The organism is Dactylosporangium sp. NPDC051087, from assembly GCF_055586325.1.
Window position 1 is genome coordinate 386856 of sequence record NZ_JBVJIJ010000001.1, and the last position, 18902, is coordinate 405757.

Annotated in this window: 16 protein-coding genes; 9 read left to right on the forward strand and 7 right to left on the reverse strand. The window is 69.9% G+C overall.

Annotated features, from left to right (window positions below):
- Positions 1–901: 901 nt before the first annotated feature.
- Positions 902–2977 carry a S9 family peptidase gene (locus tag ACZ6TV_RS01800; RefSeq protein ID WP_465294890.1) on the reverse strand — a complete coding sequence of 692 codons (2076 nt, stop codon included), beginning with the start codon at positions 2975–2977 and terminating at the stop codon, positions 902–904.
- A 228-nt stretch (positions 2978–3205) separates the two neighbouring features.
- Here ACZ6TV_RS01800 and ACZ6TV_RS01805 point away from each other — a divergent pair, with 228 nt between their 5' ends.
- On the forward strand, positions 3206–4132 hold the full coding sequence (locus ACZ6TV_RS01805) for a dienelactone hydrolase family protein (RefSeq protein WP_465294254.1): 927 nt from the start codon (positions 3206–3208) through the stop codon (positions 4130–4132).
- A gap of 166 nt (positions 4133–4298) precedes the next feature.
- Complete coding sequence (locus ACZ6TV_RS01810) at positions 4299–5522, forward strand: FAD-binding oxidoreductase (protein ID WP_465294256.1); 1224 nt, start codon at positions 4299–4301, stop codon at positions 5520–5522.
- Here the strand turns inward: ACZ6TV_RS01810 and ACZ6TV_RS01815 are convergent.
- Positions 5519–6013 (reverse strand): GNAT family N-acetyltransferase, encoded by a 495-nt coding sequence (locus ACZ6TV_RS01815; RefSeq protein WP_465294258.1) that lies wholly within the window; start codon positions 6011–6013, stop codon positions 5519–5521. The genes ACZ6TV_RS01810 and ACZ6TV_RS01815 overlap by 4 nt on opposite strands.
- A 106-nt stretch (positions 6014–6119) precedes the next feature.
- Between ACZ6TV_RS01815 and ACZ6TV_RS01820 the strand changes: the two genes are divergently transcribed.
- From ACZ6TV_RS01820 to ACZ6TV_RS01850, 7 genes are all read left to right on the forward strand, one after another.
- Positions 6120–6365 (forward strand): acyl carrier protein, encoded by a 246-nt coding sequence (locus tag ACZ6TV_RS01820; protein WP_465294260.1) that lies wholly within the window; start codon positions 6120–6122, stop codon positions 6363–6365.
- Positions 6349–7098: an SDR family NAD(P)-dependent oxidoreductase gene (locus tag ACZ6TV_RS01825; RefSeq protein ID WP_465294262.1), complete on the forward strand. Its 750-nt coding sequence runs from the start codon at positions 6349–6351 to the stop codon at positions 7096–7098. Before ACZ6TV_RS01820 ends, ACZ6TV_RS01825 begins: the two co-directional genes overlap by 17 nt.
- Positions 7099–7208: 110 nt before the next feature.
- On the forward strand, positions 7209–8597 hold the full coding sequence (locus tag ACZ6TV_RS01830) for an AMP-binding protein (RefSeq protein WP_465294264.1): 1389 nt from the start codon (positions 7209–7211) through the stop codon (positions 8595–8597).
- Positions 8594–9640: a LuxE/PaaK family acyltransferase gene (locus ACZ6TV_RS01835; RefSeq protein WP_465294266.1), complete on the forward strand. Its 1047-nt coding sequence runs from the start codon at positions 8594–8596 to the stop codon at positions 9638–9640. The genes ACZ6TV_RS01830 and ACZ6TV_RS01835 overlap by 4 nt, the downstream gene beginning before the upstream one ends.
- On the forward strand, positions 9634–10863 hold the full coding sequence (locus tag ACZ6TV_RS01840; RefSeq protein WP_465294892.1) for an acyl-CoA reductase: 1230 nt from the start codon (positions 9634–9636) through the stop codon (positions 10861–10863). Before ACZ6TV_RS01835 ends, ACZ6TV_RS01840 begins: the two co-directional genes overlap by 7 nt.
- 44 nt (positions 10864–10907) lie before the next feature.
- Positions 10908–11837 (forward strand): glycosyltransferase family 2 protein, encoded by a 930-nt coding sequence (locus ACZ6TV_RS01845; RefSeq protein WP_465294268.1) that lies wholly within the window; start codon positions 10908–10910, stop codon positions 11835–11837.
- An 81-nt stretch (positions 11838–11918) separates the two neighbouring features.
- Entirely contained in the window at positions 11919–12080 is a 162-nt protein-coding gene (locus ACZ6TV_RS01850; RefSeq protein WP_465294270.1) for a hypothetical protein, read from the forward strand.
- A gap of 493 nt (positions 12081–12573) precedes the next feature.
- Here the strand turns inward: ACZ6TV_RS01850 and ACZ6TV_RS01855 are convergent, their stop codons facing one another.
- From ACZ6TV_RS01855 to ACZ6TV_RS01875, 5 genes are all read right to left on the reverse strand, one after another.
- Entirely contained in the window at positions 12574–13164 is a 591-nt protein-coding gene (locus ACZ6TV_RS01855; protein ID WP_465294272.1) for a GtrA family protein, read from the reverse strand.
- Positions 13161–14318: a dTDP-4-amino-4,6-dideoxygalactose transaminase gene (gene rffA, locus ACZ6TV_RS01860; protein WP_465294275.1), complete on the reverse strand. Its 1158-nt coding sequence runs from the start codon at positions 14316–14318 to the stop codon at positions 13161–13163. Before rffA ends, ACZ6TV_RS01855 begins: the two co-directional genes overlap by 4 nt.
- Positions 14319–14345: 27 nt before the next feature.
- The gene (locus ACZ6TV_RS01865) at positions 14346–16670 is read right to left on the reverse strand and encodes a hypothetical protein (protein ID WP_465294277.1); all 2325 of its coding nucleotides are present in this window, start codon (positions 16668–16670) and stop codon (positions 14346–14348) included.
- Between the two features lie 65 nt (positions 16671–16735).
- On the reverse strand, positions 16736–17542 hold the full coding sequence (locus ACZ6TV_RS01870) for a MaoC family dehydratase (RefSeq protein WP_465294894.1): 807 nt from the start codon (positions 17540–17542) through the stop codon (positions 16736–16738).
- Positions 17543–17552: 10 nt separating this feature from the next.
- Positions 17553–18866: a 3-oxoacyl-ACP reductase gene (locus tag ACZ6TV_RS01875; protein ID WP_465294279.1), complete on the reverse strand. Its 1314-nt coding sequence runs from the start codon at positions 18864–18866 to the stop codon at positions 17553–17555.
- Between the last annotated feature and the right edge of the window lie 36 nt (positions 18867–18902).

The following is an 18902-nucleotide window of genomic DNA, read 5'->3' on the forward strand; positions in this document are numbered from 1 at the left end:
GTCGTCCACAACCCCACACCCAGCGTCCACAACACACGGCAACCCCATTGCTGCCATGTGCCGCGTCCCGATTCAGCGGTCACGGACGGTGTCGCGATACCGCCCGCTTAGGCCCCGGCGGTCAAAGAGTTCAACGGATTACCGGGCCGAGGCGACACGGTGACCTGAGACACGGATCGACGATCAGCGAGATGAACCGGCTGCATGCGCCGGGTCGTTTGAGGGGCGGACCGGCCGCCGACATCCGCGCCCTCCTTGCTGACGCCCCGCAGCCTGCTGACCGAACGTCGATCCCGCCTCCTGCAGACAGGCACGTTGCAGGGGCGGATCTGCCCGCGCAAAACACGGCCAGCAGCAGCCCCGTCAGACAAGCGCCCGCCCGGATTGAGCGAATGCCCTGGCCGGGCAGTTCCTGGCCAGGCGGTTGCTGGCGGGGCGGTGCTGGCGGGGCGGTGCTGGCGGGGCGGTGCTGGCGGGGCGGTGCTCAAAAGGTCGAACCGAGCCAACGGCCGACGGGCCAGCAGCCGAACCGAGCCAGCAGCCGACGTGAGCAGGGGGCCGACCTGGCGAAGCTCGAAGGAAGAACGGACGCAGGCGAAGGCGAGAGGTCCTAGCAACGGCCGATCCAAAGCGTCGGCCCAGTCGAAGACCGACCCGTGCACCCGCCCAACCGAAGGTCAAAGCGGGCCCGGCCCCCAGCGGACGCGGGTCGAGTCGAGGACTGGCTCAAAGCGAAGAGCCGCAGCCGGGGCTGATCAAACCGACGGCCGAAGCGGGCCGGCCCAAGCGAAGGCAGGTCGAAGCGAGGACCAGCGAAAGCCGCAGCCAGAGCCGATCACAGTGGAGGTGCGAAGCTAGGGCCGGCCAGCGCCGCGGCGACAGCCGGCCCAAGCGGTGAACGTCAGGCGAGACCCACGCGGTCGAGGACCCAGGCGGTGATGAACGCCTCCTCGCGCCACGCGTCATACCGGCCGCTCGGGCCGCCGTGGCCCGCGCCCATCTCGGTTTTCAGCAGGACGTCTGAGTTGGGGGAGAGGCTGCGCAGGCGGGCGACCCACTTGGCCGGCTCGTGATACAGGACGCGGGTGTCGTTGAGGCTGGTCACGGCCAGGATCGCCGGATACGGGCGGGCCGTGAGGTTCTCATACGGGGTGTAGGACTTCATGTACGCATACACCTCGGGGTCCGCGAGCGGATTGCCCCACTCTTCCCACTCGGTGACGGTGAGCGGCAGCGACGGGTCGAGGATGGTGTTGAGGGCGTCGACGAACGGGACCTGGGCGACGATGCCCGCGAACGCCTCGGGGGCGATGTTGGCCACGGCGCCCATGAGCAGGCCGCCGGCGGAGCCACCGCGGGCTATGACCTTGTCCGACGACGTCCAGCCGGCCTTGACCAGGTGCTCGGCGCAGGCGACGAAGTCGGTGAACGTGTTCTTCTTCGCCAGCAGCTTGCCCTCGTCATACCAGCGGCGGCCCATCTCGCCGCCGCCGCGGATGTGGGCGACGGCGAAGACCACGCCGCGGTCGAGCAGCGACAGGCGCGCGATGGAGAACCAGGGGTCCATCGAGGCCTCATAGGAGCCGTAGCCATAGAGCACCGCGGGGGCCGAACCGTCGCGGGGGGTGCCGGTGCGCGCGACGATCGAGATCGGGACGCGGGTGCCGTCCTCGGCGAGGGCCCACTCGCGGTGCTGCTCATAGCGGGCCGGGTCGAACTCGCCCAGGACCGGCTTCTGCTTGCGCAGGGTCAGCTCGCCGCTGCCGAGGTTGCAGTCGAAGACCGAGTCGGGCGTGACGAGCGAGACGTAGTGCAGGCGGAACGACGTGGTGTCGTATTCGAGGTTGGCCTCGGGGCCCGCGGCGTAGATCGGCTCGGGGAAGGCGATGTCATACGGCGCGGCGCCCTGCAGCGGCACGACACGGATGCCGGTGAGCCCGTCGCGGCGCAGCGAGACGACCAGGTGGCCGGAGAACGCGTCGACGCCGAGCAGGCGGGTGCCCGGCTCGTGCTCGATGAGCGTCGTCCAGGCGCCGGGCGCGTCGGCGGACGTGTAGGCCAGCGCGAAGTCCTCGGCCTCGTCGTTGTGCAGGATCAGGAACCGGTGGCCGTGGTGCTCCACCGAATACTCGATGCCCTGCCGGCGGGGCGCGATCGACTGGGGCGGGCTGGTCGGCGCGTCGGCCGGGATGACCAGGACCTCGCTGGTGACCTTGCTGTGGATGTCGATGAGGATGAAGCGCTCGGAGCGGGTCAGGTCGACGCCGACCCAGAAACGCTCGTCGGCCTCCTCGTGGACGATCACGTCCTCGCCGGCGGTGCCCATCGTGTGCCGCCAGACCCGGTGGGGCCGCCACGCCTCGTCGACCGTGATGTAGAACAGGGTCGAGCCGTCGCCGGACCAGGCGGAGCCGTAGAACGCGTCCTCGACCGTGTCGGGCAGCAGCTCGCCGGTGTCGAGGTCCTTGACCCGCAGGGTGAAGCGCTCGTCGCCGGCGAAGTCGGTGCTGTAGGCCAGCAGGCGGCTGTCGGGGCTGATGTCGAACGTGCCCAGCGCGAAGAACTCGGAGTCGCCGGCCAGCGCGTTGCCGTCGAGGAGGACCTGCTCGTCGGGCAGGGCACCGCCGTCGCCGACCTCGGGCGGGGTGGTCTGGCCGTCCACCGCCGGGACCCGGCAGTGGATCCCATACTGCTTGCCCTCTTCGGTGCGCGTGTAATACCAGAACCGGCCCTTGCGGGTCGGCACCGAGAGATCAGTCTCCTTGGTGCGGGACTTGATCTCGTTGAACGCCGTCTCGCGCAGACTCTCGAGGTGTGCGGTCGCGGCGGTGGTGAACGCGTTCTCCGCTTCCAGATAGGCGACCGTGTCTGGGTCTTCCTTGTCCTGAAGCCAGAAATACTCGTCGACCACGGTGTCGCCGTGGTGCGTCCGCTCGTGCGGAACCTGCTTCGCCGTCGGCGGCTGCGCGCCACTCACACCTGAAGTCACGCTCAGCACGTTACCCGCACCCACCGACACTTTCCGGCGCGTGGCCCCCTCAAGACACCCCACGAAAAAAGCAACCAAGTGGGCAACTCGGCAGTCTGTCCTGGTAGGAGAAAGCGACGCCGGTACCGTCATGGTCTCGAAGTTCGGGCGAGCCCATGGAGGAGTGCGGTGCGGCGTCGCGGGGTGTTGCACATCGGGGTGGCAGGACTGGCAGCGATGCTGGTCCAAGCGTGCGCCGGGGAGTCGAAGGCACCTGAAGTGCAGGGCGGCACGGCGTCGGGCTCCTCCGGCGCGGTCCAGCCGTCCTCCACGTTCGACCCCTCGGCGTACGTGCCGGCCGCCGTGCCGATCGCGGAGCTCAAGAAGCTCTTCAACTACGACGCCAAGGCGACCCTCAACGCCCAGCTCACCGACAAGCGGACCGGCGACGGCGTGATCCTCGAGGACATCACGTTCTCCGACACGCGCGGTCGCGAGGAGATCCCGGCGTACGTGGTGGGCCCCGAGCGGTTCACCGGGCGGCTGCCCGCCGTGGTCTACGCGCACGGCAGCGACGGCAACCGCGACACCCTGCTGAAGGAGGCGATGGCGGTCGCCAGGCTCGGCGCGCTGGTGTGCGTGCCCGAGCTGCCGCTCACCCCGACGGGCGACCCAGTCGCGGACAGCAAGGTGGTCGCCGACTCGGTGGTCGCCCTGCGCCGCGCCTTCGACCTGCTGATCCGCCGCTCCGACTGCGACGGCTCACGGGTGGGCTTCGCCGGGCACAGCTGGGGCGCCGCCCAGGGCGCCGTCCTGTACGGCATCGACTCCCGCATCACCGCGACCGTGCTCGCGTCAGGGTTCAGCCGGTTCTCCCGCTGGATGGTCAAGGAGAAGACCCCGCAGGACTGGCACGCCTACCTGGACGCGTTGTCCCGCTTCGACGCGGTGCCGTACGTCAAAGTGACCGGTCGCAAGCCGATGCTGCTGCAGTTCGGCAAGCAGGACACCGAGACGACGGATGCCGAGCGGGCCGAGCTCGCCGGTGACGTGGCCGGGCCCAAGGAGCGCAAGGACTACGACACCGGCCACGACCTCGTCGGCTTCGAAGCGGCGAGCACCGACAGGGTGACGTTCCTGCGGAAGCAGTTGCGGCTCAAGTAAGGACCCACTAGTCTCTCGAACAGATGTTCGATACTTGAACGCGTCGTTGGGAAAGCCTGGATCATCCGGGCTTCCGCGAATCCCGCCGGCGAGCACTTCCCCGTGTGGTCGTCTCGTCGGACGGTCCAGCTGGTGCTGAGCCGTGAGCAGGGAAGCGTGGGCAGCGGTGAGCGTGATCGAAGCGTTGGCGGAGGCGTGCGGGCCGGAGCACGTGTGGGAGGCCGGTCCCGCTGACAGGGTCGACGGGGTCCCGGCCGGCTGGGTGGTGGCACCCGGCACCGCCGACGAGGTCTCCGGCGTCCTGCGCGCCGCGGCCGCCGCCGGACTCTCGGTCGTGCCGTCCGGCGCCGGCACCAAACTCGACTGGGGACTGCCGCCGACACACGTCGACGTCCTGATCGACCTCGGCCGCATGAGCGGCGTCCTCGACCACGCCCCCGACGAGCTCGTCGCGACCGTCGCCGCCGGCACCCCGATGCGGGCGCTGCGGGCGCACCTCCTGCGCCACGGCCAGCGCATCCCCCTCGACGTCGCCTCGCCCGGCGCGACCCTCGGCGGCGTCCTCGCCACCAACGAGGCCGGCCCGCTGCGCCACCGCTTCGGCACCCCCCGCGACATGGTCGCCGGCGTCCGCGTCGCCCTGGACGAAGGCAGCCTCGAGCGGCACGTCGACGGGCACGACCTGACCCGGCAGATCTGCGGGTCGTTCGGCACCCTCGGCGTGATCACCGAAGCGACCGTCCGGCTCGAGCCGATGCCCTCCGCACGCGCCTGGGTGGTGCGACCCGTGTCCACGCCGCGGGAGGTACACCAGCTGACGGAAGCACTCGTCGGATCGTCGCTCGGCGCGGCCGCGATCGAGGCCGACCTGCCCGGCGGGGGCACCGGACGCCCCGCCGAGCTCGCCGCGCTCTTCGAAGGAAGCCGGGCCGGCAGCGCCGCCCGGGCCGAAGCGGCCGCACACTTACTCGGCGGCGGCGCCGCCGTCGAACAGGCGCCGCCGGACTGGTGGGGACGGTATCCGTTCGACGCCGACGACGTGGCGTTGAAGATCTGGGGACAGCCGAGTGAACTGTTCGCCGTCGTCTACGCCCTCCGCGACGCCGCCGGCATCCCCGTGCCGGTCCGCGGCTCGGTCGGCGCCGGCATCGCCCACGTCGCGCTGCCCGGCGGGATCCCGGCCGAGCGGCTCGACGGCATGCTCAACGCCGCCCGGACCGTGCTGATGGCCCGCGGCGGCGGCGGGTGCACACTGCTACGCGGCCCCGCCGACCTGCGCGAACTCGTCGAAACGTATGGCCCCGGACGGCTCGCCGACGCGACCGTCCGGCTGAAACTCGCCCTCGACCCCGAGGAGCGGATGGCCCCAGGCCGCCTGTCCGCGTGCTAGCGCGACTTCTCCGTCCACACCACGAGCTGGTCGACGCCGTCGATCTCGGTGGTGTACTGCCGGGAAGCCACCTCGACGAAGCCGAAGCGCCGGTGCAGGGCGATCACCTGCTTGTTCCACGCCAGCGTGCGACCACCGACCGACGTGAGCTTCATCTCGTCGAACGCGTAGGCGACCGCGGCCTTCTCCAGCTCCATCCACGCCGGCAGCAGCTCACCGCGCTCCTCGAGCCCGTCGACGTCGAGGAAGAACCCCCACTCGGCAGTGCCCGCCGCCTCGTCGTGGTCGTTGAACGTGACGACGCCGCAGTCATTGCCCTTGTACGAGAAGATCAGCACCCGGCGGGACGGGTCCGACTGGACCTTCGACCACCACTGTGCGTGACCCTCAGGGGTGATGAACGCGGTGTAGATACTGGCACCGCGGGTCTTCGGGTGATTGCGCCAGCGGCGGATGATCTCGACATCCGATTCGTCGGCTTCGCGCAGCACTCGGAAACCTCCCCAGGGTCGGCCGTGACTCATTGAAAGACCGGCCAACGGTACACTCGCACGCGGATGCCAGACCGCTTTCCCGATCGAACAGGACCCTGAGCTGATGAGCAACCTCGATCGTCTTCGTGTCGCCTTCCGCACCGCGCTGGCGCTGCCAGACGACTATGACGTCGACAAGCTTGAATACCGGGGCATCGAAAAGTGGGACTCGCTGGCGCACCTTTCCCTGGTCGGAGAGATCGAGGACACGTTCGACGTGATGATCGACACCGATGAGGTGATCGACCTCAGCTCGTTCGACAAGGCCGTGGAGATCCTCGGAAAGCACGACGTTGAGTTCTCCGGCTGACGGCAGGATCGCGCTCGTCACCGGATCCTCGCGGGGAATCGGCCGGGCCGTAGCGCGCAAGCTCGCTACCGAGGGTTACGAACTCGTCCTCCACGGCATGCGGGAGGGCTCGGCCAAGACCACGGCCGACGAGATCACCGCCGACTTCGGCATCGACCCGCTCGTCGTGCACGGCGACGTCAGCGACGCCGCCGACGTCAAAGCCATGCTGCGGCTCGTCTTCGAGCGCCACCGCCGCCTCGACGCCCTGGTCGTCAACGCCGGCGTCCACGAAGCCGGCCTGCTCGGCATGATGGGCGACGCCGCCATCGAGCGGCTGTTCGCGGTCAACGCCATCGGCGCCACCTACACGGTCAACGGCGCCGTCAAGCTCCTACGGCGCGGCAACGCTCCGTCGGTCGTCCTGCTGTCCTCCGTCATGGGCACCGCCGGCGCCGCCGGCCAGGTCGTCTACGGCGCCACCAAGGCGGCCGTCGCCGGGTTCACCCGCGCCGCCGCCAAGGAGCTCGGCCCCGCCGGCATCAGGGTCAACGCGGTCGCCCCCGGCTTCATCGCCACCGAGATGCTCGAATCCCTCGACGAGACCGGCCGCGCCGAACGCGTCGCCGCGACCGCCCTGCGCCGCCTCGGCGAGCCCGAAGACGTCGCCGACGTGATCGCGTTCCTGCTCTCCGAAGCGTCCAGATTCGTCACCGGCCAGGTGATCGAAGTCGACGGTGGCCTGGTCGTATGACACGCCGTGATGAGACGACCGCGGAATTCATGATTGTTTTTTCGGGAGTGCTACGGTGAGGAAAATCCGCGTCCACCTCAACGGCACCAGCACGCCGCGGAGCTGACAGCATGACGCTGCTGCACCCTGACGCCAGGCTGATCGACGCGGCGACCGGCGCCGAGCTCGGTGGCGTGCCGCTCCGCGAGGCCGTGCACGCCGCCGTCGCCGGGTTCGCCGAGCTCACACCCGGCGTGGTGTTCCTGCGCACGCCCACCACCGTCGAGGCGATCGTCCGCTACATCGGCGCCTTCGAAGCGGGCCGCCCCCTCGCCCTGCTCGACCCAGGCCTGCCCGCCGAGATCCTCGCCGACTTCATCGAGCGCTTCGAGCCCGCAGCCGTGTGCGGCCCCCTGCCGGAGGACGTGCACAAGGGCTACACCCGCCGCGGCGAAGACCTGTGGGAGCGCGACACGCCGTCGAGCGCCACGCCCCACCCCGACCTCGCCACGCTGCTCGCGACGTCGGGCTCCACCGGCAGCCCGAAGCTGGTCCGGCTGTCGCGCGAGGCGATCCTGGCCAACACCACGTCGATCATCGAGGCGCTCGGCATCACCGCCGCCGACGTCGCGGTGAGCAGCCTGCCGTTCTACTACAGCTTCGGCATGTCGGTGCTCAACACGCACCTCGCCGCCGGCGCGACCGTCGTCGTCGAGTCCGAAGGCCTGGTCGCACGCTCGTTCTGGCCGGCGATCACGAAGTACGAGGTGACCTCGCTCGCGCTGGTGCCGTCGCAGTACGAGATGCTGCGCCGCCTGCGGTTCGACCCGAAGCGCTACCCGAGCCTGCGCACGCTGACCCAGGCCGGCGGCCGGTTGCGGGCCGAGCTCGTCCAGGACTTCCATGACCGGATGGCGGCCGTCGACGGTCGGCTGTTCGTCATGTACGGGCAGACCGAAGCCGCTCCCCGCCTGACCACCCTGCCGGCCGGGCGGCTCGCTGAGAAGCCCGGCTCGGTCGGCCCCGCCGTCCCCGGCGGCACGATCACCGTCCGGCTCGAGGACGGCACCGAGACCACCGCACCGGGCGCCGTCGGCGAGGTGCTGTACCGCGGCCCGAACGTGATGATGGGCTACGCGGAGTCCGCCGCCGACCTGGCCCGCGGCGACGACAACGGTGGCCTGCTGGAGACCGGCGACCTCGGCCATCTCGACGAGGACGGCTACCTGTTCATCGACGGCCGGCTCAAGCGCTTCGGCAAGGTGTTCGGCGTCCGGCTCAACCTCGACGACATCGAGCAACTGGCCGCCGCGACCGGGCCCGGCGCCGTCGCGGCGGTCTCCGGCGACGACAAGATCATCATTTTCGTGGAGAGTGACGGTGACCTCGCCCCGCGGGTCACCCGGCTCGCAGACCAGCTGAAGCTGCACTGGACGGGCTTCGAGATGCGCGGCATCCCCGCGCTGCCGCTGCTCAGCAACGGCAAGGTCGACTATCGAGCGTTGGAGTCCGCACGATGAGCGTGTTCACCCTGCCCCAGCCCGACCGCGAGGCCCAGCTGCTGCCCCGCCTGGTCGAGCTGACCGAGCAGCACCGGGCGAGGGGCGCGGCGTACGCCAACATCCTCGCCGCCACAGGTCATCAGCCCGGCCGCGACTACGCCAGCATCAGCGACCTGCCGTGGCTGCCGGTCCGGCTGTTCAAGACCCACGAGCTCAAAAGCATCCCCGAGGACGAGGTCTTCAAGGTCCTGACCTCCAGCGGCACCACCGGCGACGTCAGCCGCATCTACCTCGACAAGGCCGCCGCGGCCGCGCAGACCAGGATGCTCGGCCAGACCCTGCAGGCCGTCCTCGGCCCGAAGCGGCTGCCGATGCTCATCGTCGACACGACCGCGATCATCAAGAACCGCCGCTCGTTCAGCGCCCGCGGCGCCGGCGTCCTCGGCATGATCACGTTCGGCCGTGACCACGTCTGGGCCCTTGACGAGGACAGCAAGCCCGACCTCGAAGCCGTCCGCGGGTTCCTCGCGAAGCACGGCGACAAGCCCTTCCTGGTCTTCGGCTTCACGTTCATGGTCTGGCTCTATCTGTACGAACTGGCGCGCGACAACGACCTCGACCTCAGCAACGGCATCCTGGTGCACTCCGGAGGCTGGAAGAAGCTGGTGGACCAGCAGGTCGACAACGCCGAGTTCCGCCGGGCGTTCCAGGCCGACACCGGCCTGACCCGCATCCACAACTTCTACGGCATGGTCGAGCAGATCGGCGTCGTCTACCTCGAAGGCCCCGACGGCAACTCGCTGTACTGCCCCGACTTCGCCGACGTCGTGATCCGCGACCCGGAGACGTGGGAGCCGCTGCCGCCGGGCAAGCCGGGGCTGGTCGAGGTGATCAGCACGCTGCCGGAGTCGTACCCGGGACACGTCCTGCTCACCGAGGACATGGGCGTCATCAACGGCATCGACGACGGCGCCTGGCCGGGCAAGCGCTTCTCCATCCTGGGCCGGCTGCCCCGCGCCGAGGCCCGGGGCTGCAGCGACACGTTTGTAGGAGCATCGTGAAAAGCGTATTTCCGGAAAGTCCAGAAATTTCGGTTTCGCGACTCCTGGCGGGAATCACCGATGAGCCGGTCGGCGGGCGGCTGGTGGTCGGCGACGACCGGGTCCGGGATTTCCTGATCGCCTTCTCCCGGCGGCTGCTCAAGCCCGACCTCGCCCGCCGCCACCCCGAGCTCGGCTCGCTCGGCTTCTTCCTCCGCAAGGGTGAGCTGGCCCGCGCCGTCGAGCGCCTCGCCGACGGCGTCGCCGGGCAGCGTCGCGCACCCCGGGGTCTGGTCCTGCACTTCCCGCCCGCCAACGTCGACACGATCTTCGTGTACTCGTGGGCGCTGTCCGCCCTCGCCGGCAACCACAACATCGTGCGGGTCTCCGCCCGTGCCGCCGGCGCCGCGCAGACCGTCCTCGAGGCGCTCAACGACGTCCTCGCCGACGCGCACCCCGCGATCGCGCAGACGCAGCGCATGATCACGTACGACCGCGACGACGCGACGACCGCTGCCCTCATCGCCGCCTGTGACCTGCGGGTCCTGTGGGGCGGCGACCAATCGGTCAACGAGCTCCGCAAGCACCCGATCCGGCCGCTCGCCCGCGACCTCGCCTTCCCGGACCGCTCCTCGTTCGCCGCGATCTCCGTCGCCGGCTGGCAGGCGTCGTCCCCGGAGGAGCGCCGGGCCGCGGTCGACGGGTTCGCCAACGACCTGTACTGGTTCGACCAGGCCGCCTGCTCCTCGCCCCGCGACCTGTTCTGGGTCGGCGCCGCCGAGGACGTCACCCAGGCCCGTGCCGAGTTCGACGAACTGCTCAGCGAGGTCGTCGCGCGGCGCGGCTGGGGCGTCGACCCGGCGATGGCCGTCGAGAAGTACGTCGCCACATACGGGCTCGCCGCCACCGGCGCCGCCACCAAGGTCTCCTTCACCGGCAACGCCGTCGCCAACGTGTCCCTCGCGGGTCTCGACGACCTGCAGCGGCACTGGCTCGGCGCCGGCACCATCTGCCACGTCACCGTCGCCTCACTCGCCGAGCTCGCCCCGGCGATCCAGCGCAAGGATCAGACGCTCAGCCAGTACGGATTCACCATGTCCGACCTCGACGACTTCGTCACCACGCTCGCCGGCCGCGGCATCGACCGGATCGTGCCGTTCGGCCAGGCGTTGACGTTCGCGGGCACGTGGGACGGGTTCAACCTGCTCCACGAGTTCACGCGCATCATCACGATCCAGGCCTGACGGAGTACTCTCGCCATACACGTTTTTGTGAGGAGCTCCACAGCGTGTCATTGTCCGTCGTCGTTCCGTGCTACCGCTCCGCGCGCATCCTCCCGACGCTGGTGGAGCGGCTCAACGGCGTCCTGCCAGGCATCACCCCCGATCATGAGGTGATCCTGGTCGTCGACAGCACCGACAACACCTGGGACGTCGCCAGTCAGCTCGCCGGCAAGTACGAACACGTGCAGGCGATCCGCATGGCCCGCAACTACGGCCAGCACAACGCCCTCATCGCCGGCATCCGAGCCGCGTCCTTCGAGCGCATCATCACCATGGACGACGACCTCCAGCACCCGCCGGAGGAGCTGCCCAAGCTCGTCGACGCCCTCACCGACGACCTCGACGTCGTCTACGCGGTGTCCGAGCAGGAGGAGCACGGCGCCTTCCGCAACCTCACCTCGTGGGGCGCGAAGACCCTCGTCATGGGCCGCACGATGGGCATCCCCAACGCCGACGTCCTCGGCGCGCTGCGCATCTTCCGTACGTTCCTTCGGGCCGGGTTCGACCAGGTCAGCGGCCCCCACGTCTCGGTGGACATCGTCCTGTCCTGGACCACCACCCGGGTCGGCTCCACGAGCGTCCGCATGGACCAGCGCTCAGAGGGCCGGTCCGGCTTCACGTTCCGTTCCTTGATGAAGCACGCCGTCAACATGATCCTCGGCTACTCGACGAAGCCGCTGCGGCTCGTCACGTACCTCGGCTTCCTGATCGGCGTCTGCGGTCTGGTCCTCACGATCAGGCTCATCTGGCTGTACTTCAGCGGGGACACGACCGTGGCCGGCTTCACCACCGTCGCCTCCCTCGTCACCGTCTTCTCATCGGCGCAGCTCATCGGCATCGGCGTCCTGGGTGAGTACCTGGGCCGGGTCCACGCTCACGGCATGGGGCGCCCCACGTACGTCATCCGCGAACACGTCAACAGCACCCGCCGCTGACCGGGTTTTTGTCATACCGCGGTGGTAAACCTGAGTCAGGTGATGGCCGTTGGCGGTCATCTGCCACCGGGGGGATGAAGCATGGACACACGAGCTGTGGCGATTTCGGTTGGGACCGGCATCGCGACGACCTGGCTCACCGCCAAGGTGATGAAGCAATTGAAGCTGCCGGCGATAGCGAGCCCGATCGTCGGTGCCGCTGTCGGCATGGCGGTCAACAAACTCGTCGTCCGGCTGCGCTGACGACATCCGGCCGGCCGTGGTGACCATGGACTGCGGTGAGGCATCGCGGCAGGGCGGTCCGCGGGGGAGGCCGCAGGCGCGGCGATGATGTGCGGCTCGCGGACGCGGGCGCCAGGAGCAGCGTGCTGCAGAACGCGGCGGCCGGCAGCAGGAACCTCATCGCCCGCCCCCGCGCTGGCGCATGCCGCTCAAGGCCCGCTCGCCGCCGGCATCGGCTCCCCGCCCGCCCGGACTCGATCGCCGAATCAGCGGCGTGGGACCGGTGGTGAGACCAGCACCGTGCGACCGGTAGCGCCGAATCAGCGGCGCCGAATCAGCGGCATGGGACCGGTGGTGAGACCGGCGGCGTGGGACCGGCGGCGTGGGACCGGCAGCGTGGGACCGGCGGCGTGGGACCGGCAGCGTGGGACCGGCGGCGTGGGACCGGCGGCGTGGGATCAGCGGCGCCGAATCAGCGGCGTGGGACCGGCGGCGTGGGATCAGCGGCGTGGGATCAGCGGCGGAAGGCCCAGAGCTTGCTGAGCTGGTAGTTGATGAGCGGGGCGACGACGATCAGAATCGCCTGGGCGATCAGGACCGGCACGTTGAAGACCTCGACGAGCAGAGGCAGGCCGAGCCACGTGAACAGCAGCGCCCACAGGCAGATCAGATAGAACTTGAAGAAGCCCGCAAGGACCGGGCCCTTCGACTGGAAGACGAAGTAGCGCTGAAGCGGGTAGGTGACGACGCCGCAGAGGAAGTTGGCGATGACCGTGGGGACCAGGTAGTGCATCTGGTCCGGGGTGAGGAAGAAGACCTGCCCGTAGAAGTCGCCTGAGGTCAGCAGGTAGAGCGCGGTGTAGAAGCCGTAATACGAGACCGCTGACACGCCGCCGACCGCGAGATACCGCACGCGGCGGTCGTTGTAGAGCGCGAGCACCGTCCGGACGAGCCAGGACCGTGGCGCCGGGGCGTCGGATCGCGGTGCCTCGGCCTCCGCGCCCGCCGTCGGCACTGCGCCCGCCGGCACTGCGCCCGTCGGCACTGGGCCCGCCGCCGGCACTGCGCCCGGTGCCTGGGCGGGAGTGTCCATGAGCTCGGTCATCCGCGGGGCTGGAACGACTCGGCGGCGGTGATGACGAGGTCGATGTCGGCTTCGGTCATGGCACCGTACAGCGGGAGCCGCAGCAGCCGGTCGGCGACGTCCTCCGTGACGGGGCAGCCGTCGGGGCCCGTGCGGCCGAACTTGACGCCGGCCGGGGCGACGTGCAGGGGCTGGTAGTGGAAGGTGCCCAGGACGCCGTGGCCGAGGAGGTGCTTCAGCATTCGCTGGCGGCTGTCGAGGTCGGGCAGGAGCAGGTAGTAGAGGTGCGCGGGCTGCTCACGGTCGTCGGGGACGGTCGGCTGCGTGACGCCGTGCTCGACGGCCCACGTGGCGAGGCGCTGGTGATAGCTGTCCCAGATGTGGGCGCGGCGGCGCTGGATGTCGGTGAAGTGCTCGAGCTGCGCGGTGAGGAAGGCGGCGAGCAGGTCCGACGGGAGGTAGGAGGAGCCGATGTCGATCCAGCGGTACTTGTCGACCATGCCGCGGAAGAACTGGCCGCGGTTGGTGCCCTTCTCGCGGATGATCTCGGCGCGCTCGTAGTAGGTGTCGTCGTTGAAGATGAGGGCGCCGCCCTCGCCGCACTGGACGTTCTTCGTCTCGTGGAAGCTCTGGGTGGCCATCGCGCCGATGGAGCCGAGCTTGCGGCCACGGTAGGTGCCGCCGATGCCGTGCGCGTTGTCCTCGATGACGACGAGGCCGTGCTTGCGGGCGATCGCCTCGATCGCGTCCATCTCGACGGCGACGCCGGCGTAGTGCACGACGACGATGGCCTTGGTGCGGTCGGTGACGGCGGCCTCGACCTGACGCTCGTCGAGGTTGAGCGTGTCGGGGCGGCAGTCGACGAAGACCGGCACGGCGCCGCGCAGCGCGTAGGCGTTGGCGGTGGAGCAGAACGTGAACGAGGGGACGATGACCTCGTCGCCCGGCTCGAGGTCCAGCAGCAGCGCGGTCATGTCCAGCGCATGCGTGCAGGAGGTGGTCAACAGTGTGTGCTTCGCGCCCAGGGTCTCCGTGAGCAGCGCGCTCGCACGCTTGGTGAAGGGCCCGTCCCCGGTGAGCGGTCCACTCGTCATCGCCTGCTGCATGTAGCCGGTCTCGTCACCGGTCAGATAGGCCCTGTTGAATGGAACTGCGAGTTGGTTCGTGGGGGTCACTGCTGGAGCCTACCTAACGGTGAGCGGTCATGCCGACGGCAGTTCATACACCGCAGCGACCCCCGACCGATAACGTTCGGTAGCGAAGGCCGACAACTGTGGCGAAACATTGTTCTGGCTTTCGTCAACGAACAGCCAGCGTACCCCGTAGCGGTCGCGCAACAGTCCTACCGTTTGGGGTGACGGGTTGCTGAACGCTGCGTCATTGTCGGCGAGGATCTCGGGGCGCCAGTAGGGCACGTAGCCGACCCAGGTCTTGAGCCTCGCGGCCTCGACGTGCGCGGTCGTGGTGAAGCCCCAACCCTCCAGCAACATGCGGCGTTCGCTGTATGCGGTCATCGAGAAATGAAGATCCGTGCAGTCCTTGTTCCACCGCTGGCAGTGCGCGTTTGTGGCGACGAGATCGTCGGGGTCGGAGTGGTCGCGCAGCCAGCGGCCGGCCTCCAGGACGCCGTCGGAGACGATGACCTCACCCTTGACGACGTTCTTCCAGCCGACGTGCGTCGAGTCCCACAGGATCTTGTAGTAGTTCTGGAAGCTGGTGTTGATCCCATATCCCGCGAGGAGCGCCACGACCAGGGCGACGACCATCCCCCGGGAGGCCGGGACCTTGCGGCGGGCCAGCAGCAGCCCGGCGGCGACCAGGACCGCGACGACGGCGAGCGCCGCATAGGGCAGGACGATGTCGCGGGTCAGCGCCGCATAGGAGCCGGTGTTGGCGATGTTGGGCACGTCGCCGCGGCCGGTGATCTGGATCGCCTGGGTGACGGCCATGCCGAGCACGACGAACCCGACGAGGGTCCACGCCCGGCGGGCGGTCAGCCGGCCCGCGGGCAGCAGCGAGTGGAGACCGACGATCGCGGCGACGGCGAGATAGGGCCGGGCGGCCTCGATGAAGAACCGCTGGCTGTCACCGGACTGGCCGGTCAGGATCGTCGCGCCGGCACCCGCGACCCCGATGCCGATCATGGCGACGACGGCGGGCTCCGGCAGGCGGCGGCGCAGCAGCCCGGCGAGCCCCGCCCAGATGCACACCCAGCAGAAGAACAGCAGGACGGCGAGGACCGCCATCCGGCTCGCGACCTCGCCCGTGGCATAGCCGGTGCTGGTGCCGAGCGCGCCGGTGACCAGCGTGAAGAACGGCTTGAGCTCGGTGCCCTGGCTGGTGCCGCCGAAGAGCACGATCTGCGAGAAGACCAGCGCGCCGAACGTGATGCCGAGCCCGATCAGCGCGCCGCGGTGCAGAGTGCGGTGGAAGACCAGCTCGACGCCGATGACCAGCAGCAGGCCGCACAGCAGCAGCGGCAGATAGGTGGCCTTGGCGCCCATGAGACCGGCCAGCAGGACCGTGAAGAACACCCAGCCGCGCAGGTCGCGCCACTCCCGCAGGCGGTCGACGAGCACGATCGTCAGCGGCACCATGAGCAGCGCGCCGAAGGTCTGCGTCGGGCCGCTCCACACGGTGAGCCGCAGCGACGAGCCGTCCTCCAGGGTGCTGAACGCGAGGTTCGTGTAGAACTCCCAGGTGACCCACTGATACGGGTTGGGTGAGAGCACGAACAGGGTCAGCACGCTCGCCGCGACGCCGCTCCACCAGCCGCCGGTGACCTTGCGGGCCAGCACGGCGACGAGCACGGCGAAGGCCATCAGCATCGGCAGCATCGACAGGCGCAGCAGCAGGACCTGCGGCTCGATCCCGGTGACCCAGCTGGTGGCGGCCATCTCGGGATAGACGAACCAGTGATACCAGAGCGGCTCGTCGGTGATCCACGGGACCATCATCGGCATGTGGTGCTTCGCCTCGCCGACCAGCGCGAGGTGGAAGGTCGAGTCGGTGTCGGGGGTCGAGTTGTACGGGAACCGCAACCCATACAGCCGGTAGAACTTGAAGCTCCACAGCAGGGTCATGCCCGCGATCAGCGTCAGCATCCAGCGCCACAGCAGCGGCGGGACGGGCGCGTCGGCGGCGCTGCGCCAGAACCGGCGCAGCGACGGCACCAGCAGGAACGCCGCGACGGTGCCGATCGGCCAGGCCAGGACCAGCAGCGGCAGCCCGAGGAACCGGGCGCCGATGTAGACGAAGACCTCACCGATGTAGCCGAGCGCGAGCCCGGCCGCGACGTCGGCGACGAAGAACCCGCCGCCGCGGCTGAGGAACCGCCACCACAGCGTCCCCGGCAGCGCGATGCCCGCCGCCAGATACAGCGTGAACACGATCGTCGTGGTGGGTGGCACCTCGAAGAACCACAGGGCGGCGGTCGTCGCGACCCACAGCAGCGCCGGCGGCAGCCAGCCCGAGGTCAGCACGCCCCACCGGCGGGTGACCGACGGCTCCGCGGCAGGGCCGGTCACGCTGGGCGAGGTGGCGGTCTGCACGGTCTGGGCCCCCCGAAACGATGGCTCTGGCGCTGAGCAGGTTACCTGACGGTCCCGGCCAGATGCGGTCTGCCGGAACGCCCATCATGCACCCCGAAATCCCACCCCTTACCCTGCGCGACCGCCTCGAAGCCGACCGTGGCGGGCAGCAGGATCGGCAGCTTGAAGGCCACGTCGACGGTGTACGTGTCCGGCAGCCGCCCCTCCAGCGCCGCCAGGCAACGGGCCTTCGTCCACATGCCGTGCGCGATCGTGCGCGGGAACCCGAACACCTTCGCCAGGACCCGCGACGTGTGGATCGGGTTGCGGTCCCCGGACACGGCCGCGTAGTCGGTGCCGACCCGCCGCGGTACCCGCCACACAGCATGCGGCGACGGTGCGGCGGACGGGACACCCGGCGAGGAGGAGCGGTTGGTGCGCCGCAGGTACGTCGACGTGGACGACCACACGAGCCCGCCGTCGACCGTGGCCGTGGCGATGATGTCCAGCTGCGTGCCCTTGTCGTGGGGGCGCAGGGCGTCGGCTCGCACCGACACCTCGAAGGCGGCGGAGGCCGGCAGCGGACCGTGGACCTCGGCACGGTTCTGCACGTGGATCAGCCCGAGCAGCGGAAACGGGAAGTCCCGCCCGGTCATCAGCGCCATGGCCAGGGGAAACGCCACGACGTGCAGGTAGGTGGCGGGCAGCTCGTCGCGCAGCCGGAAGCCGCAGACCCGGTTGTATTCGGCCAGGTGGGCACGGTCGACGGTGACCCCGCCGACCGTGAGCGCGTCCGCCGGCAGTGCGGGGTCCGCCGAGACCCCGCGCCGCAGCGCCGCGGCCCGGTACAAAGGCCCCAGGCGGGGCATCCGCTCCAGGTCAGGCACCGAGCAGGCTCTGTCCGCAGACCCGCACGACGTTGCCCGTGACGCCGCCCGAGGCGGGGTTCGCCAGCCACGCGACCGTCTCGGCGACGTCGACCGGCAGCCCGCCCTGCGACATGCTGTTCATGCGGCGGCCCGCCTCGCGGATGAACATGGGCATGGTGGCCGTCATCTTCGTCTCGATGAAGCCGGGCGCGACCGCGTTGAGGGTCAGGCCGGCCGCGGCGAGCGCCGGGGCGTGCGCCTGGACGAGCCCGATGACGCCCGCCTTCGACGTCGCGTAGTTGGTCTGCCCGCGGTTGCCCGCGATGCCGGACACGGAGGAGACCGCGACGATCCGGCCGTTGCCGCCGAGCAGGTTCTCGGCGAGCAGCACCTCGTTGATCCGCTCCTGGCTGCCGAGGTTGACGTCGAGCACCGACTGCCACTGACCGGCGTCCATCTTGCCGAGCGTCTTGTCGCGGGTGATCCCGGCGTTGTGCACGAAGATGTCGGCGTGCACGTGCCGGGTCGCGATGAAGTCCGCGAGCCGGCGCGGCGCGTCGCCGGCGGTCAGGTCGAGCTGCAGCGCGGTGCCCTTGAGCTCGTTGGCGACCCTGCTCAGGTCCTCGCCGGCGGCGGGCACGTCGAGGCAGACCACGTGCGCGCCGTCGCGGGTGAGCACCGCGGCGATCGCGGCACCGATACCTCTGGCGGCGCCGGTCACGATGGCGGTCTTGCCGACGAGCGGCTGGTCCCAGTCCTCGGGCACGTCGATCGCGGCCGGCCCGACCCGGACGACCTGGCCCGACACGTACGCCGACCGGCCGGACAGCAGGAAGCGCAGCGTCGACTCGATCGCCTCCTCGGCGCCGGGCGCGACGTAGACGAGCTGCGCGGTCCCGCCGCGGCCGATCTCCTTGCCGACGGACCGGACGAAGCCCTCCAGGGCCCGCTGGGCGGTGGCCTCCCGCGCGTCCGCGCACAGCTCGGGCTGGCTGCCCAGGACGATCACCCGGCCGCTGCTACGCAGGGTGCGGATCAGCGGGTGGAAGAAGTCGTACAGAGTGCGCAAACCGTCTGTGTCAACGATGGCGGTCGCGTCGAACACGAGCGCCGCGGTGGGTCCTTCCAGTGGCGCGCCGAGCCTCTCCAGGAGCTTGCGGACCGGCTCGACCAGGCGGCCGCCGCCGTTGACGATGACCTGGCCGTCGATGAGTGGTCTGTCCGGATCGTGCCGCCGCAGCCTCGGCGGGTCGGGCAGGCCGAGCCGTCTGATGAAGAACTTCCCGGCGCCCGAGTGGGCGAAGTTGGCGTAGCGATCGGTCATTGCAGTGCCTCCCCAGTCACAACAAACGCGCTAACC

Excerpts from the sequence above, each read along its gene's own strand:
- ACZ6TV_RS01835 (WP_465294266.1), top strand. The coding sequence starts at position 8,594 with ATGAGCGTGTTCACCCTGCCCCAGCCCGACCGCGAGGCCCAGCTGCTG.
- ACZ6TV_RS01850 (WP_465294270.1), top strand. The coding sequence starts at position 11,919 with ATGGACACACGAGCTGTGGCGATTTCGGTTGGGACCGGCATCGCGACG.
- ACZ6TV_RS01805 (WP_465294254.1), top strand. The coding sequence starts at position 3,206 with ATGCTGGTCCAAGCGTGCGCCGGGGAGTCGAAGGCACCTGAAGTGCAG.
- ACZ6TV_RS01855 (WP_465294272.1), bottom strand. The coding sequence starts at position 13,164 with ATGACCGAGCTCATGGACACTCCCGCCCAGGCACCGGGCGCAGTGCCG.
- ACZ6TV_RS01875 (WP_465294279.1), bottom strand. The coding sequence starts at position 18,866 with ATGACCGATCGCTACGCCAACTTCGCCCACTCGGGCGCCGGGAAGTTC.
- ACZ6TV_RS01830 (WP_465294264.1), top strand. The coding sequence starts at position 7,209 with ATGACGCTGCTGCACCCTGACGCCAGGCTGATCGACGCGGCGACCGGC.
- ACZ6TV_RS01870 (WP_465294894.1), bottom strand. The coding sequence starts at position 17,542 with ATGCCCCGCCTGGGGCCTTTGTACCGGGCCGCGGCGCTGCGGCGCGGG.
- ACZ6TV_RS01820 (WP_465294260.1), top strand. The coding sequence starts at position 6,120 with ATGAGCAACCTCGATCGTCTTCGTGTCGCCTTCCGCACCGCGCTGGCG.